The 18,128-nt window shown below is 62.1% G+C and carries 21 protein-coding genes; 9 read left to right on the forward strand and 12 right to left on the reverse strand.

The genetic code is table 11. The annotated features are described in order from the left end of the window. Window position 1: 1 nt before the first annotated feature. Window positions 2–199, forward strand: a complete 198-nt coding sequence (locus tag U5A52_RS18055) for a DUF3562 domain-containing protein (RefSeq protein WP_321910696.1) — start codon at window positions 2–4, stop codon at window positions 197–199. 42 nt (window positions 200–241) lie between these two features. Here U5A52_RS18055 and U5A52_RS18060 read toward each other — a convergent pair whose 3' ends face one another. Together U5A52_RS18060 and U5A52_RS18065 are read right to left on the reverse strand one after the other, a co-directional pair. Continuing rightward, window positions 242–526, reverse strand: a complete 285-nt coding sequence (locus U5A52_RS18060; RefSeq protein ID WP_321910694.1) for a hypothetical protein — start codon at window positions 524–526, stop codon at window positions 242–244. 51 nt (window positions 527–577) lie between these two features. Further along, a complete protein-coding gene (locus tag U5A52_RS18065; protein WP_321935680.1) occupies window positions 578–817 on the reverse strand; it encodes a hypothetical protein in 240 nt (79 codons plus the stop codon). A gap of 410 nt (window positions 818–1,227) precedes the next feature. On the opposite strand from U5A52_RS18065, the gene U5A52_RS18070 reads away from it, so the two are divergent. Together U5A52_RS18070 and U5A52_RS18075 are read left to right on the forward strand one after the other, a co-directional pair. Continuing rightward, entirely contained in the window at window positions 1,228–2,115 is an 888-nt protein-coding gene (locus U5A52_RS18070; protein ID WP_321910691.1) for a class I SAM-dependent methyltransferase, read from the forward strand. 35 nt (window positions 2,116–2,150) lie between these two features. Next, window positions 2,151–3,320, forward strand: a complete 1,170-nt coding sequence (locus U5A52_RS18075; protein WP_321935681.1) for a GNAT family N-acetyltransferase — start codon at window positions 2,151–2,153, stop codon at window positions 3,318–3,320. 24 nt (window positions 3,321–3,344) lie between these two features. Here U5A52_RS18075 and U5A52_RS18080 read toward each other — a convergent pair whose 3' ends face one another. The 6 genes from U5A52_RS18080 to U5A52_RS18105 form a co-directional block, all read right to left on the reverse strand. Further along, a complete protein-coding gene (locus U5A52_RS18080; protein WP_321910689.1) occupies window positions 3,345–4,697 on the reverse strand; it encodes an MFS transporter in 1,353 nt (450 codons plus the stop codon). 197 nt (window positions 4,698–4,894) lie between these two features. Then, entirely contained in the window at window positions 4,895–5,302 is a 408-nt protein-coding gene (locus tag U5A52_RS18085) for a hypothetical protein (protein ID WP_321910687.1), read from the reverse strand. Between the two features lie 107 nt (window positions 5,303–5,409). Then, on the reverse strand, window positions 5,410–5,640 hold the full coding sequence (locus tag U5A52_RS18090; protein WP_321910686.1) for a hypothetical protein: 231 nt from the start codon (window positions 5,638–5,640) through the stop codon (window positions 5,410–5,412). Window positions 5,641–5,762: 122 nt separating this feature from the next. Further along, complete coding sequence (locus tag U5A52_RS18095) at window positions 5,763–6,566, reverse strand: alpha/beta hydrolase (protein WP_321935682.1); 804 nt, start codon at window positions 6,564–6,566, stop codon at window positions 5,763–5,765. A gap of 2 nt (window positions 6,567–6,568) precedes the next feature. Next, window positions 6,569–7,786 carry a pyridoxal phosphate-dependent aminotransferase gene (locus U5A52_RS18100; RefSeq protein WP_321935684.1) on the reverse strand — a complete coding sequence of 406 codons (1,218 nt, stop codon included), beginning with the start codon at window positions 7,784–7,786 and terminating at the stop codon, window positions 6,569–6,571. Next, window positions 7,783–8,442 carry an RraA family protein gene (locus tag U5A52_RS18105; protein ID WP_321910680.1) on the reverse strand — a complete coding sequence of 220 codons (660 nt, stop codon included), beginning with the start codon at window positions 8,440–8,442 and terminating at the stop codon, window positions 7,783–7,785. Before U5A52_RS18105 ends, U5A52_RS18100 begins: the two co-directional genes overlap by 4 nt. A gap of 126 nt (window positions 8,443–8,568) precedes the next feature. Between U5A52_RS18105 and U5A52_RS18110 the strand changes: the two genes are divergently transcribed. From U5A52_RS18110 to U5A52_RS18120, 3 genes are all read left to right on the forward strand, one after another. Then, on the forward strand, window positions 8,569–9,495 hold the full coding sequence (locus U5A52_RS18110; protein ID WP_321910678.1) for a LysR substrate-binding domain-containing protein: 927 nt from the start codon (window positions 8,569–8,571) through the stop codon (window positions 9,493–9,495). A 133-nt stretch (window positions 9,496–9,628) separates the two neighbouring features. Then, complete coding sequence (locus U5A52_RS18115; protein ID WP_321935685.1) at window positions 9,629–11,593, forward strand: putative bifunctional diguanylate cyclase/phosphodiesterase; 1,965 nt, start codon at window positions 9,629–9,631, stop codon at window positions 11,591–11,593. 235 nt (window positions 11,594–11,828) lie between these two features. Next, entirely contained in the window at window positions 11,829–12,647 is an 819-nt protein-coding gene (locus U5A52_RS18120; RefSeq protein ID WP_321935686.1) for a dienelactone hydrolase family protein, read from the forward strand. On the opposite strand, the gene U5A52_RS18125 is transcribed toward U5A52_RS18120, so the two are convergent. From U5A52_RS18125 to U5A52_RS18135, 3 genes are all read right to left on the reverse strand, one after another. Next, window positions 12,644–13,057, reverse strand: a complete 414-nt coding sequence (locus U5A52_RS18125; protein WP_321910673.1) for a hypothetical protein — start codon at window positions 13,055–13,057, stop codon at window positions 12,644–12,646. The genes U5A52_RS18120 and U5A52_RS18125 overlap by 4 nt on opposite strands. A 223-nt stretch (window positions 13,058–13,280) precedes the next feature. After that, window positions 13,281–13,655, reverse strand: a complete 375-nt coding sequence (locus U5A52_RS18130; RefSeq protein WP_321935687.1) for a DUF2158 domain-containing protein — start codon at window positions 13,653–13,655, stop codon at window positions 13,281–13,283. Between the two features lie 6 nt (window positions 13,656–13,661). Further along, a complete protein-coding gene (locus U5A52_RS18135) occupies window positions 13,662–14,507 on the reverse strand; it encodes a hypothetical protein (protein WP_415774020.1) in 846 nt (281 codons plus the stop codon). Window positions 14,508–14,694: 187 nt separating this feature from the next. Between U5A52_RS18135 and U5A52_RS18140 the strand changes: the two genes are divergently transcribed. Both U5A52_RS18140 and U5A52_RS18145 read left to right on the forward strand, forming a co-directional pair. Further along, window positions 14,695–15,639 (forward strand): metallophosphoesterase family protein, encoded by a 945-nt coding sequence (locus tag U5A52_RS18140; RefSeq protein ID WP_321910867.1) that lies wholly within the window; start codon window positions 14,695–14,697, stop codon window positions 15,637–15,639. An 86-nt stretch (window positions 15,640–15,725) separates the two neighbouring features. Next, complete coding sequence (locus U5A52_RS18145; RefSeq protein WP_321910865.1) at window positions 15,726–16,022, forward strand: cupredoxin family copper-binding protein; 297 nt, start codon at window positions 15,726–15,728, stop codon at window positions 16,020–16,022. 92 nt (window positions 16,023–16,114) lie between these two features. On the opposite strand, the gene U5A52_RS18150 is transcribed toward U5A52_RS18145, so the two are convergent. Further along, a complete protein-coding gene (locus tag U5A52_RS18150) occupies window positions 16,115–16,471 on the reverse strand; it encodes a hypothetical protein (protein WP_321935688.1) in 357 nt (118 codons plus the stop codon). 187 nt (window positions 16,472–16,658) lie between these two features. Between U5A52_RS18150 and U5A52_RS18155 the strand changes: the two genes are divergently transcribed. Then, complete coding sequence (locus U5A52_RS18155; protein ID WP_321935689.1) at window positions 16,659–18,119, forward strand: amino acid permease; 1,461 nt, start codon at window positions 16,659–16,661, stop codon at window positions 18,117–18,119. The last annotated feature ends 9 nt before the right edge of the window (window positions 18,120–18,128 follow it).

Here is an 18,128-nt window from a genome sequence, read left to right on the forward strand (position 1 = left end):
GATGAAACAGGAAGCTGCAGAAGAGATCGTGAAGGCGATCGCGACCGAAACGCAAACGCCGCTGGAAATCGTCGCGCAGATGTATGAGCAAACGTGGGCGGAGTTCAGTGACGGCGCACGCGTGATGGATTATCTGACCGTGCTCGTCTCGCGGCGCGTTCGGGAGGACCTTCGGAACATGCGCAAGAATGCGCACTGAACGCTTGCGCGGCAGCATGCCAATGCCACGCGCATGCTCGAATCAGCGCTTGCCGGCTTTGCGCCTGCGGAGATCGGCTTTACGGCAAAGGTCGGTCAACACCCAGCGTGCAATGATCTCGGGACGATTCGTTCCGTGCTGCGCCGACTTGATTTCGTTTTCGAAGTAGACGATGACGCTTCCAGCCATCACGCGGTATGTGCCCGCGTAGTTCACGCCATCCAGTTCGATATTCAACGGATGCGCGGTTTCGTATTCTGCAAGAGCCAAGGTAAACGCGGAAATGTCTAAATTATGACAATAGCGTTTCGCGCCCCCATTGGTCAATTAAATATGCGTTTTGTTTCATATTAACGGCTGCGGTCCCGATATAGCGCATTACATATGGCTTTCGCGACCCCTTATTGGGGCTCGCATCAAAGCCGCATGATTAAGCCTGCCATAGGGGCTTGCTGCGAACCATCGCTCGCCCACGGAAGCGCTCCAGGCATTCACCCAGCGCGTCGCCATCATTTTTTCGGTTGCCGCTTCGGCATTCATCAGCCGCTTCATGGCCAGACCAAGGCGGTGCATGGCGTACCGCTTGCGGCGTGCTTCGGTGTCGATTCGCGCGTTCATCGTTTCGCCTTTTCCGACTGAGTATTGCGCAGACAAAAGCCTGGAGACCCACCTGCACCGATACCTTGCGAAGCTGCTGCTTCACTCGCGCTGAACCTCGCGTGAACGCACATTAAGGCACGGAAAAAAAGGCGGAAACATCAGGGAGAGTATTGAGGGCGGTTTTTCTGAAAGCGCTTTCGCCCCGCAGCGCGAATCAGGGCACATAGCCCACGGCGATCTGACTCTCCATTCACCAACGACGTTACGCCGGCCATATGACACCTATGCCACTCGGCTCGTCAGTGAGCCATGGAATCATGCCTTTTTTTGTCGAAATTCAACCGATGAATGGCGGCGGCTTAACGTCGCGCCGCGCGATCATGATGAATCGGCAACCTCGTTCCAGAAGGTTCACAGCGCGCAAATCCATGCGAACCACGACACACGGCGGCCCCCGATTCGCGCTCGGACGCGCACTGAAGCAACCGCTGCTCAACGCGGTGGCCCGGCTGCCCGACGGCGTGCAGCGCGCGATGTTCATATCGCCGATACGCCGCATCTTCATTCGCGTGCCGGTATTGCGCGCCGTGTATTCAGGCTGCCTGCGGCGCCATCCCATCGACCTGCAGTACGGCACCGACACGAGCGGTCTGGTCGATTCCAACGCGCTGCAGCGCGACGCCCGCCTTGCCGGGCAGCTAAGGCCCTACATGGGCTCGCAACCGAGCATCATCCGCCGCGCGCTCGACACCCTGGGCGAGATTGGCGGCTATACGTTCGTGGACATCGGTTGCGGCAAAGGCCGGCCGATGATCGTCGCCTCCGAGTATCCGTTCGCTTTGGCGCTGGGCTACGACATCAGTGCGGACCTGGTGAGAACGGCGAACGCGAACGCGGTCGTCATGGCGCGGCGCTTTCCGCAACGGCCGCCCATTCGCGCATTGCACGCCAATGTCGCCGATTTGCAGGTGCCGTCAGGAAAAGTCGTCGTCTTTCTGTTCAATCCGTTCGGTCCAGAGTTGATGGCATCATTGCTGGAAAAACTCGAAGCAGGCCTTTCGAGCGGCGCCATCCAGCATCTATTCATCGTCTACGACAACCCTGTATGTAGTGAAATCTTCGACAGATCGCAACTGTTGCAACGCTGGTTCGCTGGCGTGTTTCCGTACGATCATGGCGAAGTCGGCTTCGGCCCCGAAGACCACGAGAACGTCGTCGTCTGGCAGAGCGTGAGCGGCGCGCGCGCTGCTATTTTCGCGGACCGCAACCGCCGCATTACAACGAAAGACCGGCTCAGCACGTCCTTTGAAAGCTGAGTCATCAGCACGACGAATCGATTCAGGAGACACAAGTGCCGACCTCCGCCGTGGCGATATACGAGTCGTCGCCGGCCGCATCCCTGCGGTACGCGTTACGCACGTGCGAGACCGTCGATGCGTTTCGCGCCTTCGAGCCGCAATGGCAGGCGCTTTTATCCGGCGCCGAGGCCTGGTCGCCTTTCATCAGCTTTGCCTATTGCGAGGCGGCGGTTGCGGCAGCGCTGAAGAGCGGCGCAAAGGTCGAAGTTGCGACGGTGCACGACGCGCGAGACCTGCTGGTGCTATGGCCCGTTGCCATCACGCGCCAAGGCGCGTGGCGAGCGGCCCACACGCTGGGCTGCGGATGCGGCGAGGAATACGGCGGCCCGCTGATCGCCGACACCCGGCGCGCGGAACTTTACGACGCGGCAGTCCAGGCAGTCTCGCGAATACACGCCGACGTGCTCTACATTCCGATGCTGGAAAACGGCAGCACGCTGCAACGCGCGCTCGACGCCGCGCCACAGTCTTGGGTGCAGCGCGCGCTGCCGCCGCGCTGGCGCGTGATGCCCGGCTATTCGATCCATCTTCGGGCCGCACCCACATGGACCGACTTCCTCGCCACGCGGCACTCAACGCTGCGCGCCGCGCTGCGCTCGAGCGCAAAACGGTTGCGGCGCGAAGGCGAAGTCGGTTTTGGGTGGTGTGAAAGCGCCGAGGACACCGAACGCGTATTGCGATGGCTATTCGCGAACAAACGTCAATGGGCGCTCAAGCGCGGCGTCGAGTCGCCCTATTTGATGGACGACCGCGTACGCGATTTCTTCATCGGCCTTGCCAAGCTAACCGACCTGGCCCGCCTGCCGCTCGTCGCTTATGTGCAGGTCAACGGGCAGCCGGTGGCGGCCTCGGTCAATCTCGTCGGTGCGCGCAGCGTCGAGTATTTGATCACCACCTATGACGAGGCGTTCAGCGTGTTTTCAGTGGGCAACCTGCTGATCGAATACATCGCACAATGGGCCCACGCGCATGGCCGCGATTTCGACTTTCGGCCGCTGCACGGCGACTACAAGGTGCGTTGGGCGGATCGCGAAACCCGCCACGAGTCGCGCATTGTCGTGCTCAATGCGCGCGGACGGCTCGTCGAGTTGGCGCTGTCATGGGCGCAGGTCAAGCGCGTCTATCGCAAAGTCGCGACGCTTGTGATGGCGCGCTTGAAGTGAGCCAACAGCGTGCATACGCACCGTTCACGGCCTCACCACGCCGCCCTCCCCGGGCGTTTCGCTGAGCGCCGATTCGTCGAGCGTTTCGAGCGCCGGGTTGTGATGAAGGACGAGCGCGGCGCCCGCGCCCACGAGTCCGGCTCCCGCAAGACATAGCAGGCCCGCGCCGAAGCCGCCTGTGCTGTCCTTGATCCAGCCCATTGCATAGGGACCGAAAAAGCCCGCGAGGTTACCGAGCGAGTTGACGGCGGCGATACCGCCAGCCGCTGCCGCGCCGGAAAGGAACGCGGCCGGCAGCGTCCAGATCACCGGCAGGCAACCGAAAATGCCAAAGCCCGCAATGGAGAGCGCCAGCATTTTGAGCACCGGATTGTCGAGCCCTGCCGAAGCCGCAATACCCGCGGCTGCAACAGCCAGCGCAAACGCCACATGACGCTTGCGCTCCATGCGGCGGTCGGAATGCCGGCCCCATAGCACCATCGAAACGACGCCTACCGCGTACGGCAGCGCAGTGACGAAGCCGGTTTGCACATTCGTGAGCCCGAACGCCTTGACGATCTGCGGCAGGAAGAAGCTCAGGCCGTAATTGGTTGCGTTCGCACCGAAATAGATCAGCGCCACGGCCAGCACGCGCGGATTGATCAGCGCCTCCAGCACGCCGAACGTGCGCACCTTCTCGCGATGACGGCGCTCCTGCGCCTGGCGCTCGACGAGCCAGCGGCGCTCGTCGTCGGCTAGCCAGCCGGCGTCGGCGGGCTTGTCGGTCAGGTAGTACAGCACGGCCACGGCGAGCACGAGCGCGGGTATCGCCTCGATCAAATAGACCCATTGCCAGCCTGCGAGCCCTCCTTTTCCGTCCAGCGAAAGCAGCGTGCCGGACACGGGGCCGCCAATGACCGTCGACAAGGGAATCGCCGCCATGAAATAGCTCACCACACGCGCGCGATATTTGGCGGGAAACCAGAGCGTGAGCAAGAAGATGATGCCCGGGAAGAAGCCCGCCTCGGCGATGCCCAGCAAGATACGCAGTCCATAGAAAACATGCGCGTTCGACATGCCGGTGATGCGGGCGATATCAGGGATAAACGCCATCGCCCCCGCGATGATGCCCCACGTGAACATGATGCGCGCGATCCAGCGCCTTGCGCCAAAGCGCTCGAGCAGCAGGTTCGAAGGCACCTCGAAAAAGAAATAGGCAATGAAGAAGATCCCTGCCCCAAAGCCGAACGCACTCGCCGAAAGATCGAGCGCCTTGTTCATCTGCAGTGCAGCAAAGCCGACGTTGACCCGATCGAGATACGCCACGAAATAGCAAACGATCAGGAACGGCACGAGCCTCGCGGTCACGCGCGCCATGGTCCGGGCTTCAAGCTCCATAGGTGTCTCCTTCGAGGCCCGCGGTGCGGCGCGGTGCGCCAGTCACGGGCCGGTCGGTTTGGTATCGATACAGACTAGTCGCTCGCGGCGCGATACGAAAGGACGGTTCACATGGTGGGAAATGAGCCAAATGCGGAGCCAAACGCGGAGACAAATGCGGAGCCAAACGCGAAGCCGAAAGCGCGATTAAAGCCGAATTAAAGCTTCGGACACGAAAGCACTTGCAATGGCTGCGCGGCAACACCGGGCTGGGCGCCAGGGGTCGGCGTGCCCTGTGGCGGCGTTGAAACGAGGCGCACACTGTCTGGACCCGCGTTCGCGAGTGCGTATTTTTCTTCGCTGCCTTGTGGCTGCCAATAGGCACGAAATACCGGGCCGTCGCTGAACACGAGCAGCGTGCCGTGCGTGGCCTGTCCTGCGGAAACGAAATCAACTGGCTCGCCGCTGCGCAAGGCGAAGCCCCCCGCCGCGTTCGTCCCCACGAGCCTGCCGCACGGCGGCGCGGCATCAGGACTGGGAGTGGGATCTGCGCCATATGCCGGTTGGGTTGCGAGCAACGCCAGGCCAAGACATGACGACAACGCGAGCGTAAGAGTCGTATTCACGCGCCACCTCGTCAACTCGTCACCAGTCGCTACGGCGTGCGCAAACCGCATTCCTGCGTGTGCGGGCCAGGAACGGCCGCCCAGTCTGGCTAACGGGGTGGCGAGCGTTAAACGCCGCCGGAGGCCTTGCCGAGCGTGTCGATATCGATCTCGAGAACGCGGCAGACATCGCGCACGAATTCTTCCATGGCAGCCGTGCACTCCGGGCTCCCTGCCGGGAAATCCTCGGGGTTCTTCTTGCCTTGCGCGCGGCGAATGGCGCGAATGCTCGCCTCGAGCGCGCGCGCCTCGGCCCAGATGGGCAGTTTGTCGGGATAGTCTGGATGTTTGCGCGCCATGACTGGTATTTCGGCAACGGCCAGACGAACTTTAGGCTGGCGCAGTGGACTCCCCTTCGAATTAAAAAACGTACGCAACCCTTCGCCCACTTAGATGAGGACGCCAAACGTTTGCGCCCGCACTATGCGCGCTGCTGAAACCCCGCAATGGCCCGCCACATCGCGACCGGATTCGAATACATGGGGAAGTGCCCGCAATTCGCAATTTCGGCCAAGGCCACACCCTGCTCGCGAATGTGATCGAGGTACGAAAGCGACGCGTTCTGCTGCCCATACATAAACATACGCGGGAACGGCAGAGCGAGGAATTTGCGCATCAAGTCGCCGTTGTCGGAGAGTTCGACCATCGAGCGGAATATCGACCCCACCGCCTCGGCCCTGACCTTGCAGCGCAAACTCGCGGCATAGAGCGCACTGGCATAGGCCGGTGCGTGGCGCGTGCGCTCGATGAAATCGCTGAAGAAGCGCTCGGCGTCCGTGTGTGGATAGTCCACGATCTGCCTGCTGAGAAAGCAGTCCTCGGGCGCGATATTGCCTTCGATATCCACGAAGCTGAGCACGCGCTCCGGGTGCCGGTGCGCGAGCATGAGCGCGGTCAGTCCGCCCATGGAGTGACCGACCAGATGGAAGCGGTCAAAGCCAACGCGTCCGAGCGCGGCGAGTGCGGTATCGACGAGAAACGGTATGCCGACTTTCGAGAGATCGGCACACTGCGTTTCGCCGCAGCCCGGCGCGTCATACGCGATGAACGGGTGCCCCGCGAATTCGGCGTAACGCACGATATCGGCGTAATCCTCTTTCGTGGACCCGAACCCGTGAAGGAACACGATCGGCGCTTTGTCGCCTTCACGGTGAATGGCGGAAAGCGCGATCGCCTTGCCGTCTACATCGAACGAAAACGCCGAGCGGGTAAATTCTTGAAGCATCGTCACTCCCCAAGTGTGTGGCAGAAGTTCTGGATTGCGGTGCAAGCATGCCGCAGAGACACGTCATCCAGTGCATAGGCGATACGGATATAGGGCCCAAGTCCGAACGCGCTGCCATGCACCGTTGCTACGCCGGTTTCGTCGAGCAGCGCGTTGGCCACTGCTTCGTCATCCTTGAGATATGCCCCTCCTCGCGTCGTTTTACCGATCAGGCCTTCGCATGAGGCGAATGCGTAGAACGCGCCTTGCGGCGCCGCGCAGCGCAGCCCCGGCGCCTGATTCAGTTGATCGACCACGAGATCGCGTCGGCGCTGAAATACCCTGCGCGCCTGCTCGATGAAATCCTGCGGCCCGCTCAGCGCCGCCAGCGCGGCATGCTGCGAAATGCTCGACGCCCCGGAAGTTTGCTGGCCCTGCAGCTTTTCCATTGCGTCGACCAGCCATCGCGGTCCGGTACAAAAGCCAATGCGCCAGCCCGTCATCGCATAGGCCTTCGAGACGCCGTTCATCGTCAGCACGCGCTCGCGCATGCGGGGCTCGACCTGCGCAAGCGTGGAAAATTCGAGGCCATCGAAAATCAAATGCTCGTAAATGTCGTCGGAAAGAACCAGCACCTGCGGGTGGGCCAGCAGCACTTGCGCAAGCTGCTGCAGTTCGGCACGACGATAAATCGCGCCGGTCGGATTGGATGGCGAATTCAGAATCAGCCAGCGCGTACGCGGCGTAATCGCGGCGTGCAGCGCGTCGGCGGTCAGCTTGAAGCCGCTTTGCGCGCCACATGGCACGATCACGGATTTCGCGCCGCACAACTGCACGATCTCGGGGTAACTGACCCAATACGGTGCAGGCACGATGACTTCGTCATCCTCATTGAGCGTCGCCGCGAGTGCGTTGAAGATCACCTGCTTGCCGCCGCTGCATACGAGCGTGTCGCGCCAGTTCACGTCGAGCCGGTTTTCGCGCTGAAATTTTCCCGCGATCGCTTCACGCAAGGCCCGCAACCCTGCGACTTGCGTATAGCGCGTATGGCCCGCCCGAATCGCGGCGATACCGGCTTCGCAAACGTGCGGGGGCGTGTCGAAATCGGGCTCGCCCGCGCTGAGCGAAATGACCGTTGCGCCACTCGCGCGCCGTGCGGCCACACGGTCCATGACCTTGTATGTGGCCGAAGGCTTCGCGGCCGCGAGGAAGCGGTTCAATACTGTGACTTTCTCGCTCATCGGACCGCAATCGCCTCGAACGCCTTGTCGTGCATGACGTCCGCAACCGGACGCCCGGCGCGCACCGCCGCCACCATGCCGTCCTGGCGGCGCGCGATCCGCTCGCCAAGCTCCAGCACCGCTTCGATCTCGCCTTCGGGAACGAACACCGTGCCGCATCGATCGGCGATCACATAGTCGTTTTCATGCACGGTGATTCCCGCCATTTGCACCGGCTTGCCCGACTCGACCTGCACCACGCGATTGCGCGCGCTGATCATCGTGACGCCACGGCCGTATACGGGGTAGCCAATCGCCTCGCTGCCGTCGATATCGCGGCTCACGCCGTCGATGACCGAGCCGCGTATCTGCTTCGCCGTGGCGGCATTGGCGAGAATGTCGCCCCAGCACGAAATGCCCTCCACGCCGCCCGCGATCACCAGCACGCGATCGCTCGTCGTGACCGCATCGACAACGGGAGAGATGAGGTGCACCCCGGGTTCAGCGTCTTGCTTGGGCCCGAGCAAGATGGTGCTCGCGCGGCCAACGATCTTCGGGCAGTCCCAAAGCGGGCGCAGGCCGTAAGTCGCGCCGGGCAGGCCGAGAAAGTCGAGCGCGTCGGACACCGTGTTGGTGTCCAGCGACGCGAGTCGATCGAGGAAGGAAGGCGTAGTCATCACACTCGGCTCCGTTGAAAAGTCCGCCCATCCTCGCGCCGCGCGGCTGATATGTAAATTTCGCACTTCGTATCTCGGTGATACGATTTCCGGAACAGCAATTGACCACCGGAAAATGCGTGCACCATGAACACTACGATCGACTTCAGGCTGATACGGCAGCTATGGATGTTTCTCGCGGTTGCAGAGGAACAGCATTTCGGGCGCGCCGCCCAGCGGCTGAACATGTCGCAGCCGCCGCTTACCGAGCAGATCAAGGTGCTCGAGCAATCGCTCAAGCTGGAACTGTTCTACCGGTCCCGGCAGGGCACGCAACTGAGCCCGGCGGGCGCCGCGATACTGCCTGCCGTTCGGCAATTCGCCGGCCAGGTCGAGCGGCTCGCGCGGGTCGTGCGCGAAGTCGCCGCCGGTCAGTCGGGCGTGCTGCATGTCGGGGCGATCACGTCCGCCATGCTCGAAACGGTGCCACCCGTGCTGGATGCGCTCAAACGCGCTCACCCGCAACTGACCGTGCTCGTGAAGGAGATCGATAGCGTCGACGCCATACCCATGCTCGAAGCCGGCGAACTCGATCTCGCCTTCGTGCGCATCGACGGCGAGGTAGGCAGCGGCATCGCCACCATGCCGCTGGCCGAGGACCGCCTGGCCGTGGCGCTGCCGAAGGACCATCCTCTGGCGGCCCTGCCCCGCGTGCGGCTGCAGTCGCTGGCCGGCGAACAACTGGTGATGTCGTCGCGGCAGGTCAGCCCGGTGTACTTCGACTTCCTGACTTCGGTTTGCCGCTCGCATGGCCTGACGCCGCACGTCACCCACGAGGTGCGCACCGTCACTTCGCAAATTGCCTATGTCGGCTGTGGTCAGGGCGTGGCGCTCGTGCCAGCGTCAATGCGCAAGCTCGCACCCGGCAATGTGGTCGTGCGGCCATTGAAGGAAAAAATCTCAGTGGTCACAGCCGCGCTGCTGTGGAACACGCACCGTCATCACCCTATGGTCGACGAGGTCGTCGCTTCGCTGCAGAAACGAAAGACACGAACAGGCGCGTTGAAAGCCTGACGAAAAATGGGGCCGCGCACACGACAATGAAAAGCACGCGCGTTTCCTCCAGAAATCATGCGGGCGGTCGTAAACGGAGGTATTACATTTCGTTCCCGGCGGCTGCAACGGGACGACATCGACTCGCAAGACCATGTTCAACGTTGTGGCCCAGTATTGGGGAACGATTCGGCGCACTGTCGCCGGAAACAGCGCAGCATTGAAGCTCGCGCAGTTGCGCGTGATGATCTATCAGCTTCCCATGATGTATGGGCTGCTGGTCGTCAACACGTGGGGCATGGTGCTGCCTCACGAGAACGAGATTCCCGCATGGCAGGGCGTGTTCTGTCCGCTCGTGCTCACGGTATTTTGTTTCGTACGCGTCCTCTCCTGGTTGCGCCTCGCGAGGATGCGTGTGAGCGCGGACGATGCAGTGACGATCCTGCGCAATTCCGGCAGGCTCGCGTGGGTCTTCTCCATCTCGTTCACGGCGTGGTCACTGTCCCTTCTGCCTCATGGCGGCGCGGCCTTCAAGCTTCATGTTGCCTTTTACATGGCCATCACGGTCATCGGCGTCATCTTCTGTCTGATGAATGTCGTCAAGGCCGCTTTCACCGTTACCGCCATTGTCAACGGCGCGCTCGTCGTCACGTTTCTGAGTTCCGGCAATGGCGTATTCCAGGCAATTGCCATCGACACGTCACTGGTATCGCTGGCGATGCTGATCGTGGCATTCACGCAATTCAAGAACTTCTCCGACCTCGTTGCCACGCAAGGCGAAAACAAGCGCCTCGCGAATATCGACAGTCTCACGAACCTGCCCAACCGGCGGGCCTTTTTCGCTTCGCTCGACAAGCATTTCGATGCCGCCATGGCGTCGGGTGGCCGGCTCGCGGTGGGACTTGTCGATCTCGACGGTTTCAAGTCCGTCAACGACATTCACGGCCACTCGCTGGGAGACCACGTGCTGGCCGAAGTCGCGGCGCGCCTCGCGCAAGCGGCGCGCGGCACGATCACGCTTGCAAGGCTGGGGGGCGACGAGTTCGGCGTCATTGTCACCAGCGACTGCTCGGACGCCGGCCTCTCGCAACTGGGCCGATCCATTTGCGATGTCTTTCATGATCCCGTGCGTGTTGGCGAGATCTCCGTGCGGCTCGGGGCGACGATCGGTTTCTCGACCTATCCGCACATTTCGCGCAACAAGGCCGATCTATTCGAAACAGCGGACTACGCGCTTTACGAAGGCAAACGCCGCTCGCGCGGCTCGGTGACGATCTTTTCGGAGACCCATCGCAACGCGATCATCCGCGAGTCGCAGATCGCCCAGGCGCTGCGCTCCCCCGATCTCGCCGGCGAACTTCACCTCGCCTTCCAGCCGATCTTCTCGCTCGAGCGCCAGCGCACTGTCGGCTTCGAAGCGCTTGCGCGCTGGCAAAGCGCCTTGCTCGGCACGGTCCCGCCCGGCGAATTCATTCCTGCCGCGGAACGCAACGGGGTCATCAACGGCTTGACCCTCGCGCTGTTCGCCAAGGCCCTCGCCTGCGCGAAACAATGGCCGGCGCGTATCGGCTTGTCCTTTAACCTCTCCGCGCATGATTTCGCCAGCGAATCGGCGGTGAAAGAACTGGCGCAGTGCATTGTCAGCAGCGGCATCGACCCGGCGCGGCTTGACTTCGAGATCACGGAAACCGCAATGGCCAAGGACTTCGAGCAGGTCCAGAAAGCCGCCAAGGTGCTGCGCGCGCTGGGCTGTGGTTTGTCGGTCGACGATTTCGGCACCGGCTATTCGAGCCTCTCGTACCTGTGCAAGCTGCCGCTCACGCGCCTGAAGATCGACAGGATGTTCGTGAGCGGTCTGAAGGAACGCACGACGGCATTCACCGTCGTGCGCACGCTGCTCAATCTCAGCCGGCAGATGTCGCTCGACTGCGTGGTCGAAGGTGTGGAAACGGCCGCCGAACTGCAAACGGTCACGGCGCTCGGAGCAACGCTGATTCAGGGATATTATTGTTCCCGCCCGATGGACGCGTCTGCGGTGTCCGCATTTCTGGAGCGCGAGTGCGAGCGCGAAACGACAGGCAGGACGCGCGCATTGTCAGCGCCTACGGGGTTCCGGTAAAGCCATGAGGAAAGGCACACTTTGGCGCGCTAGTCGAATCGTTTCGCCTGCTATTGCCGCGAGCGCGATGGTAGCGTGCACGTCGGCCGCCAACGTGAGCGCCCCTGTCACGACATCGCTCGGCGACGGCAGTAGCGGACACATTACGTTCGAATCGATCACGCCCACGAATACCCTCGACTTTCTGCTGCATTACGCCAGTGCCCGCAAGGTCGCCATTACGGGGGATCTGAGCATGCCGGACAACGCGCCGCGCGCCGTACCCGCTGTGATCATTCTGCATGGAAGCAGCGGCGTAAATCCCGGTGAGCGGATCTGGGCACAACGCATGAACGCACTGGGTTACGCCAGCTTCGTCGTGGACAGTTTCACAGGCCGCGGTATCAGGAATACTGAAAAAGACCAGTCGCAGCTTTCCATGAGCGCCGACATTGCAGACGCCTATGCCGCCTTGCGCCTGTTAGCCACGGATCCTCGAATCGACAAAGAGAAGATCGCCGTCATGGGATTTTCGCGTGGAGGCGTGGCAGCACTCTATTCGACGCTGGAGCCTTTCCGCCAGGCCGCAATAGACGGCAATCTGCGCTTTGCCGCCCATGTCGCTTTTTATCCGTCGTGCGGCATCGCTTACAGCTCGGCGCATCTGGACGGCGCGCCCGTCATGTTGCTGCTCGGCGGCAAGGACAACTACACGCCGGCGCCCGCCTGCATGGCCTACGCCCAGACGTTGCGAGCGGAAGGCGCACAGGTCACGGTTCAAACGTTTCCGGATGCGTATCATGGTTTCGACCGGCCGACGCGCCTGCATGCATTGCCGCTTGCAACCAGCGCACGCGATTGCCACGGCTCCTACGACCTCGACACCCGAACGCTGACCATGATCCGCGACGGCCAGACGCTCTCCGGTTCCTCGGCCGTGGCCGAATCGAAACGTTGCCTGACGCGGGGCGTCATGTTGGGCGGCGACCCGCAAGCCCAGCAGCAATCTCCTGCCGAAGTCGCGGCGTTTCTCAAGGCGGCGTTCGACCCCACGCCGCGTCTTTCCTTACATTAAGCAGACATTCCGCCAAAACAGCGGCCGCACGATCGCGCCTGGCCGAGGCGCAGGCGCCCCGCGCTGACTGTCACCTCGTTGCCGCAGTCGCAGCGGCACACCCACATACCGTCGCCGGCGTACCGGTCGGTCGTCAGCTGGCCGAACACCTCGCCGCCCTTCAGCGCAGGCGAGCCCGGCCGGGAGCGCCACACGCGGCGCTGCTCACGGCAGCCGCAGTCCCGCGTCTGGCCGCTCTCCACCGCCTCGAGCGCAGCCGTGACGTGCGCGCCGCATCGGCACCGCCACAGCCACACGCCAGCGCCGCGATATTGAAGCGCGACGAGATCGCCGAACGCGCGGCCGGAGACGTCGCGATACGGCGGAAAAGGCCATTCAGGCGGCAAGGGGGGACGAATGCGCTGGTTCACAAAAGCTAAATGGGATTCGGCGTCCTGTTCTCAAGCGTAACCGGGCGCCTTCGATGCGCAGGCCTGGCTCAGCAAAGAGGGGCGGATCGTCCCGCACATTCGGTGCGGCGCCGCCTCGTATCGGGTTGTGCGCCTATTTTGGCACCAATTCGCGAGGCCTGGGCGGCGCGATGTCGCGCCAGTCGATGCGCAACGCAATCATCTATGGCGGATGAGTTCCCAACTACGCCGAGGCGAACAGAACCGCTTCGGTGCTGAACACGGCCCTGACCAGCTTCGTCGACCCGGGCGGATCGAACCACGCACAAGAAAGCTGCGGCCCATAGGCCGTCGGCACGACCTGGTTCACCGTCATCAACGGGCCGCCTGAACACAGGCGCACCGTCCTGCCTTTATATCGCTCAGCGACCGAACTCAGCGTCCCGGAACGCGAGTCACTGTGGATCGCACACACTGCGGACATGTCTCCTCCCGGATTCTCGCGACTCGTTGGCGAAGCGCCACCCGCTCTCGACAACGTCTGGAACGCGTATCTTCTCCCCAGCGCGCGTGCGCTGAATATAAATATTTCGCCGTCCTGGCGGAACAAATTCGCCATCGAAAGTCATTCCCGAACGTCCTGTTCGCGCGACGGACCGCGCGCCAGCAAACAGGCGTTGGCCGTGAATCTCCGCAGCCTTCGTCGCTCGAGCGCATTGCGCACCTGGCCCAGGAGCAGCGTACTGGCAATCAGCGCGAGATACAGCGTGACGAGATCGTGACGCACGCCGTTGAGGGCGGCTTGATGAACGACGAGCGCGGCATCGACGGGCGGAAGCAGGTGGCGTTTGCCCTCGACGACCCGCATCATGTGGATGAAGCCCGCAGCGGAAAGCAGCGGCAGCAGGACAAAGAGTGTCAGCAGCGCCAGCCGCATGCGACGCGCCCACGCATGGTGGCGCAGCCGGAACCATAGCCCGAGGCATCCGTGTATCCAGCCAGGCGCCAGCAGCGCGAGTTGCAGCCCCTGCGTGCCGCTCGTGAGCAGCACGACGATGACACGCTCGTAGTTGGGCTCGAAACCATAGAGCGAAGATGCAAGCCGTGTCGTCACGGCATGGCGGATCAGCAGGAGCGGCAAGCTGAGCCCTGCCCACAGACGGATCCATTCCGCGGGCGGCAGCGCCCAGTGACGCCGCCCGTAGATCGTGCGCAACGCCAACACGAAATGCACCGATGCGGCGCCATACAGCGCGAGCGTTCCGGGCGAGCTGCGCCAAAGCCGCAGCGCGAGCACGAGACCGCGTCCAGCCAGCTCGAGCGACCAGATGCCGAGCGCGTGATTGACCAGATGCAGAAAAAGGTAAGTCAGCATCACGAGGCCCGACGCGAGTTGCATTCGACGTAGAACGACTTGCAGCTTGATTCTCATTTCGCCGGCGCGGCGACGGCTCATCTCGATGATGTCCATTTTCGTTTCCGCCATCTCGTTTCGCACGCCTGCACTACCGCACACCCACGCCGGTTATTCCCGTGCGACAACCGGGAATAAAACAGCAGCGTTTGCGGTATTGCACGTGAAGCCCGCCCGGGAGGCGCTCCCGATCGCACCAGATCGCACTGGCGGTCGACTTCCTGAACCCAGTCGAGAGGACATCATGTCGTCAGATCTTCCTTCCCAACCGTCACGCCGCAACGCCCTGAAGTGCCTCGCCTTCGGTGGCATGGGCACCGTGTTTGTTCTGGCCGGAGGCGTCCTCACACCCGTGGAGCTATCGCTGGCAGCCAGTACCAAAGAAAACGCCGCGGATTCCGGCGTGCCGCTCTTTCTGCAGATCAGCGACTCGCATATTGGTTTTAACAAGGAGGCGAATCCCGATGTCGCGGCTACGCTGAAGCAGACGATCGACTACGTCAACGCCATGCCGGTCAAACCGGCGTTGGCCATTCACACGGGCGATATCACCCATCTCTCGAAGCCCGCGGAATTCGATCTGGCGGCGCAATTGCTGTCGGGTCTCACCATCACGGAATTGCACACCACGCCTGGCGAGCACGATGTGACAGACGGACCGCAAGGCGAATACTTCAAGCGTTTCGGCAAGGCATCGGACAACCGGGGCTATTACAGCTTCGACCACAGCGGCGTGCACTTCATCGCGCTCGTCAACGTGATGCATTTCAAGCCGAACGGGCTCGGAAATCTGGGCGAGGACCAGCTCGCATGGCTGGAAAACGACCTGAAGGGCCGCACGTCCAGCACGCCGATCGTCGTCTTTACTCACATGCCTATGTGGACGATCTATGAACCGTGGGGCTGGGGTACCGGCGATGCGGGCCAGGCGATGGATTATCTGAAGCGCTTTGGCTCGGTGACCGTGCTCAACGGTCATATTCATCAGATCGTTTCGAAGGTGGAGGGCAATATCACGTTCCACACGGCACGCTCGACCGCGTATCCGCAACCGACTGCCGGCGATGGCCCCGGACCCGGGCCGCTCAAGGTGGCAAGCGACCAGTTGCCGAAGATGCTTGGCGTCACCAGCATCCGGATTTCGCGCCATCCCCTCGCGGCGACGCTGTCCGACATGTCCCTCGCGTGACTTTGCTTATCGCTCATTCAACAAGGATCCGAGCCATGTTCTCCCTTCACTATCGTCGCGCGTTCGCCCTCTTCTACGGACTCGGCATGCTCATGGCGGGGACGTCCCTTGGCATGCCTGCTGCTCACGCGCAGGAGCCCAATGAGATCGTCATCAAGAATTTCATGTTTTCGCCCATGGCCATCACGGTCAAGGCGGGCACGACCGTTACCTGGAAAAACATGGATGGCGAACCGCATACGGTCGTCAACGACGCGGGCGTATTTCACTCGGCGGCGCTCGACCAGAACGATACGTATCAGTTCAAGTTCGACAAGCCGGGGGTATACAAGGTGTTCTGCGGCATTCACCCGTATATGAAGGCCACCATCACGGTGCAGTAGCACCTGGCCGAAAACTTTTCTGCGCAACTATTATTCGGACTGCTGATATACGCTCGCGCGTGCGCTCAACGTGCTTGCGCGAGCATCGAAGGTCAGCGTTTCGCGATATCGTCGCCGTGCGAGTCCTTGTGAACGACCTTCACGTCGATCGTGCGGCCATCGTCGCCGCGCGAGTCCTTGTGTACGACCTCCACGTCGATGGTGCGGCCATCGTCGCCGAACTCGCGCGCCTGCCGGCGCAGCGCGCGTATTCTCCACCACAGATAGCCGGCCACGACCACGCCCACCGCGAACAGCACGGCAAGCAGCACCAGCGACAACATTGCGGCCACCACGAGCACGATTGCGCTCACGACGACGGCCACCATTCGCCCGAACCATCCAGTCCCGCCGATCCGGAGCCCTTTCGCGTACGTCGCGCCCTGTGGCGACGGTTTGTCGTCTTGCATCCATCTTCTCCCAGCCGCCATCCGGCTGAACTTGAAGTGTTCCGAAACATCTCTGTCCACGCACGCCAGTCGTCGTTCGGCAAATTGAAAACTTAGCCCTCGCGAGCACGCGCCTGTGTCTATTCTAAAGAAGTAACGCAAGCCGTATCGAGTCGTTTCCAGTCGCATTTGAATGGGACAACCTATCATGGCTGACACGAGCTACATGGCGCGCAAGTCCGTCGCCGACATAGTGGGAAGCGCCGATGCCGAAGGCGGCCGCGCGCTCTCGAAGACCCTTGGGGCGCCCAGCATCACGGCGATGGGCATCGGCGCCATTATCGGCGCCGGTATTTTTGTCCTCACGGGCACCGCGGCGGCGCAATTTGCTGGACCGGGCATCATTCTGTCGTTTGTGCTGGGCGGAATTGCGTGTGCGTTCGTGGGCCTTTGCTACTCCGAGCTGGCCGCCATGCTCCCCGTATGCGGCAGCACGTACACGTATACCTATGCGACGCTTGGCGAAGTGTTTGCGTGGATCATCGGCTGGGACCTGATTCTCGAGTACGCCATGGGTGCCGCAACGGTCGCGGTCGGGTGGTCCGGGTATATCGTCAGTCTGTTGCATAACGTCGGCATCACTATCCCGCCAACGCTCGCTGCCGCTCCAGGCACCGCCGTCCAGCTTGCTGACGGCACCACTGCCACCGGCACGATCAATCTCCCCGCAGTGTTGATCATCGCGATCCTCACCACGATGCTGGTGCTCGGCACGCGGGAGTCTGCACGTATCAACAACATCATGGTGGCAGTCAAGCTGACGGTCGTCGTGGCCTTCATCGCCATCGGCGCGTTCTTCGTGCATTCCGCCAACTGGCATCCCTTCGTGCCGCCCAACACCGGCACATTCGGCAGCTTCGGGGCGAGCGGCATTCTGCGCGGCTCTGCGGTGGTGTTCTTCGCGTTCATCGGCTTCGACGCGGTATCGACCGCTGCGCAGGAAGCGAAACGGCCGCAGCGCGACATGCCGATCGGTATTCTCGGGTCGCTCGTTATCTGCACCCTGCTCTATATCCTCGTGGCCGCCGTGCTTACCGGACTCGTTCCATACGCACAACTGAACGTCCCCGATCCGATTGCCAAAGGGGTGGACGCCATTGGTTTCACCTGGTTCTCGGTGCTCATCAAGATCGGCGCGCTAACGGGGCTGACCACCGTGATACTCGTGCTGCTCTATGGGCAGAGCCGTATCTTCTTCACGATGTCGGAGGACAAGCTGCTGCCCCATCTGTTCTCCACCGTCCATCCGCGCTTGCACACGCCGCATCGAAGCCAGATCATGATCGGCATAGTCGTCGCCATCGTGGCGGCCCTCACGCCCATCGGCGTACTCGGCGAAATGGTCAGCATCGGGACGCTGTTTGCGTTCGTGCTCGTGTGCGGCGCCGTCATCTATCTGCGGCGCAGCGACTCCGACGCGAACCGCCCCTTCCGCGCGCCCGGCGTGCCCATTGTCCCCATTCTCGGGATCGCGTTTTGCCTGTTGCTGATGGTGGGACTTCCGCTCGTCACCTGGGTACGGCTGATCGTCTGGCTGCTGATCGGCATGCTGATCTACATGTCTTATGGCCGCCATCATTCGCGACTGCGCCATCCGGAGCGCGGTTGACGCGGGCCT

It is taken from the genome of Paraburkholderia sp. J8-2, from assembly GCF_905220195.1.
Taxonomy (GTDB): domain Bacteria; phylum Pseudomonadota; class Gammaproteobacteria; order Burkholderiales; family Burkholderiaceae; genus Paraburkholderia.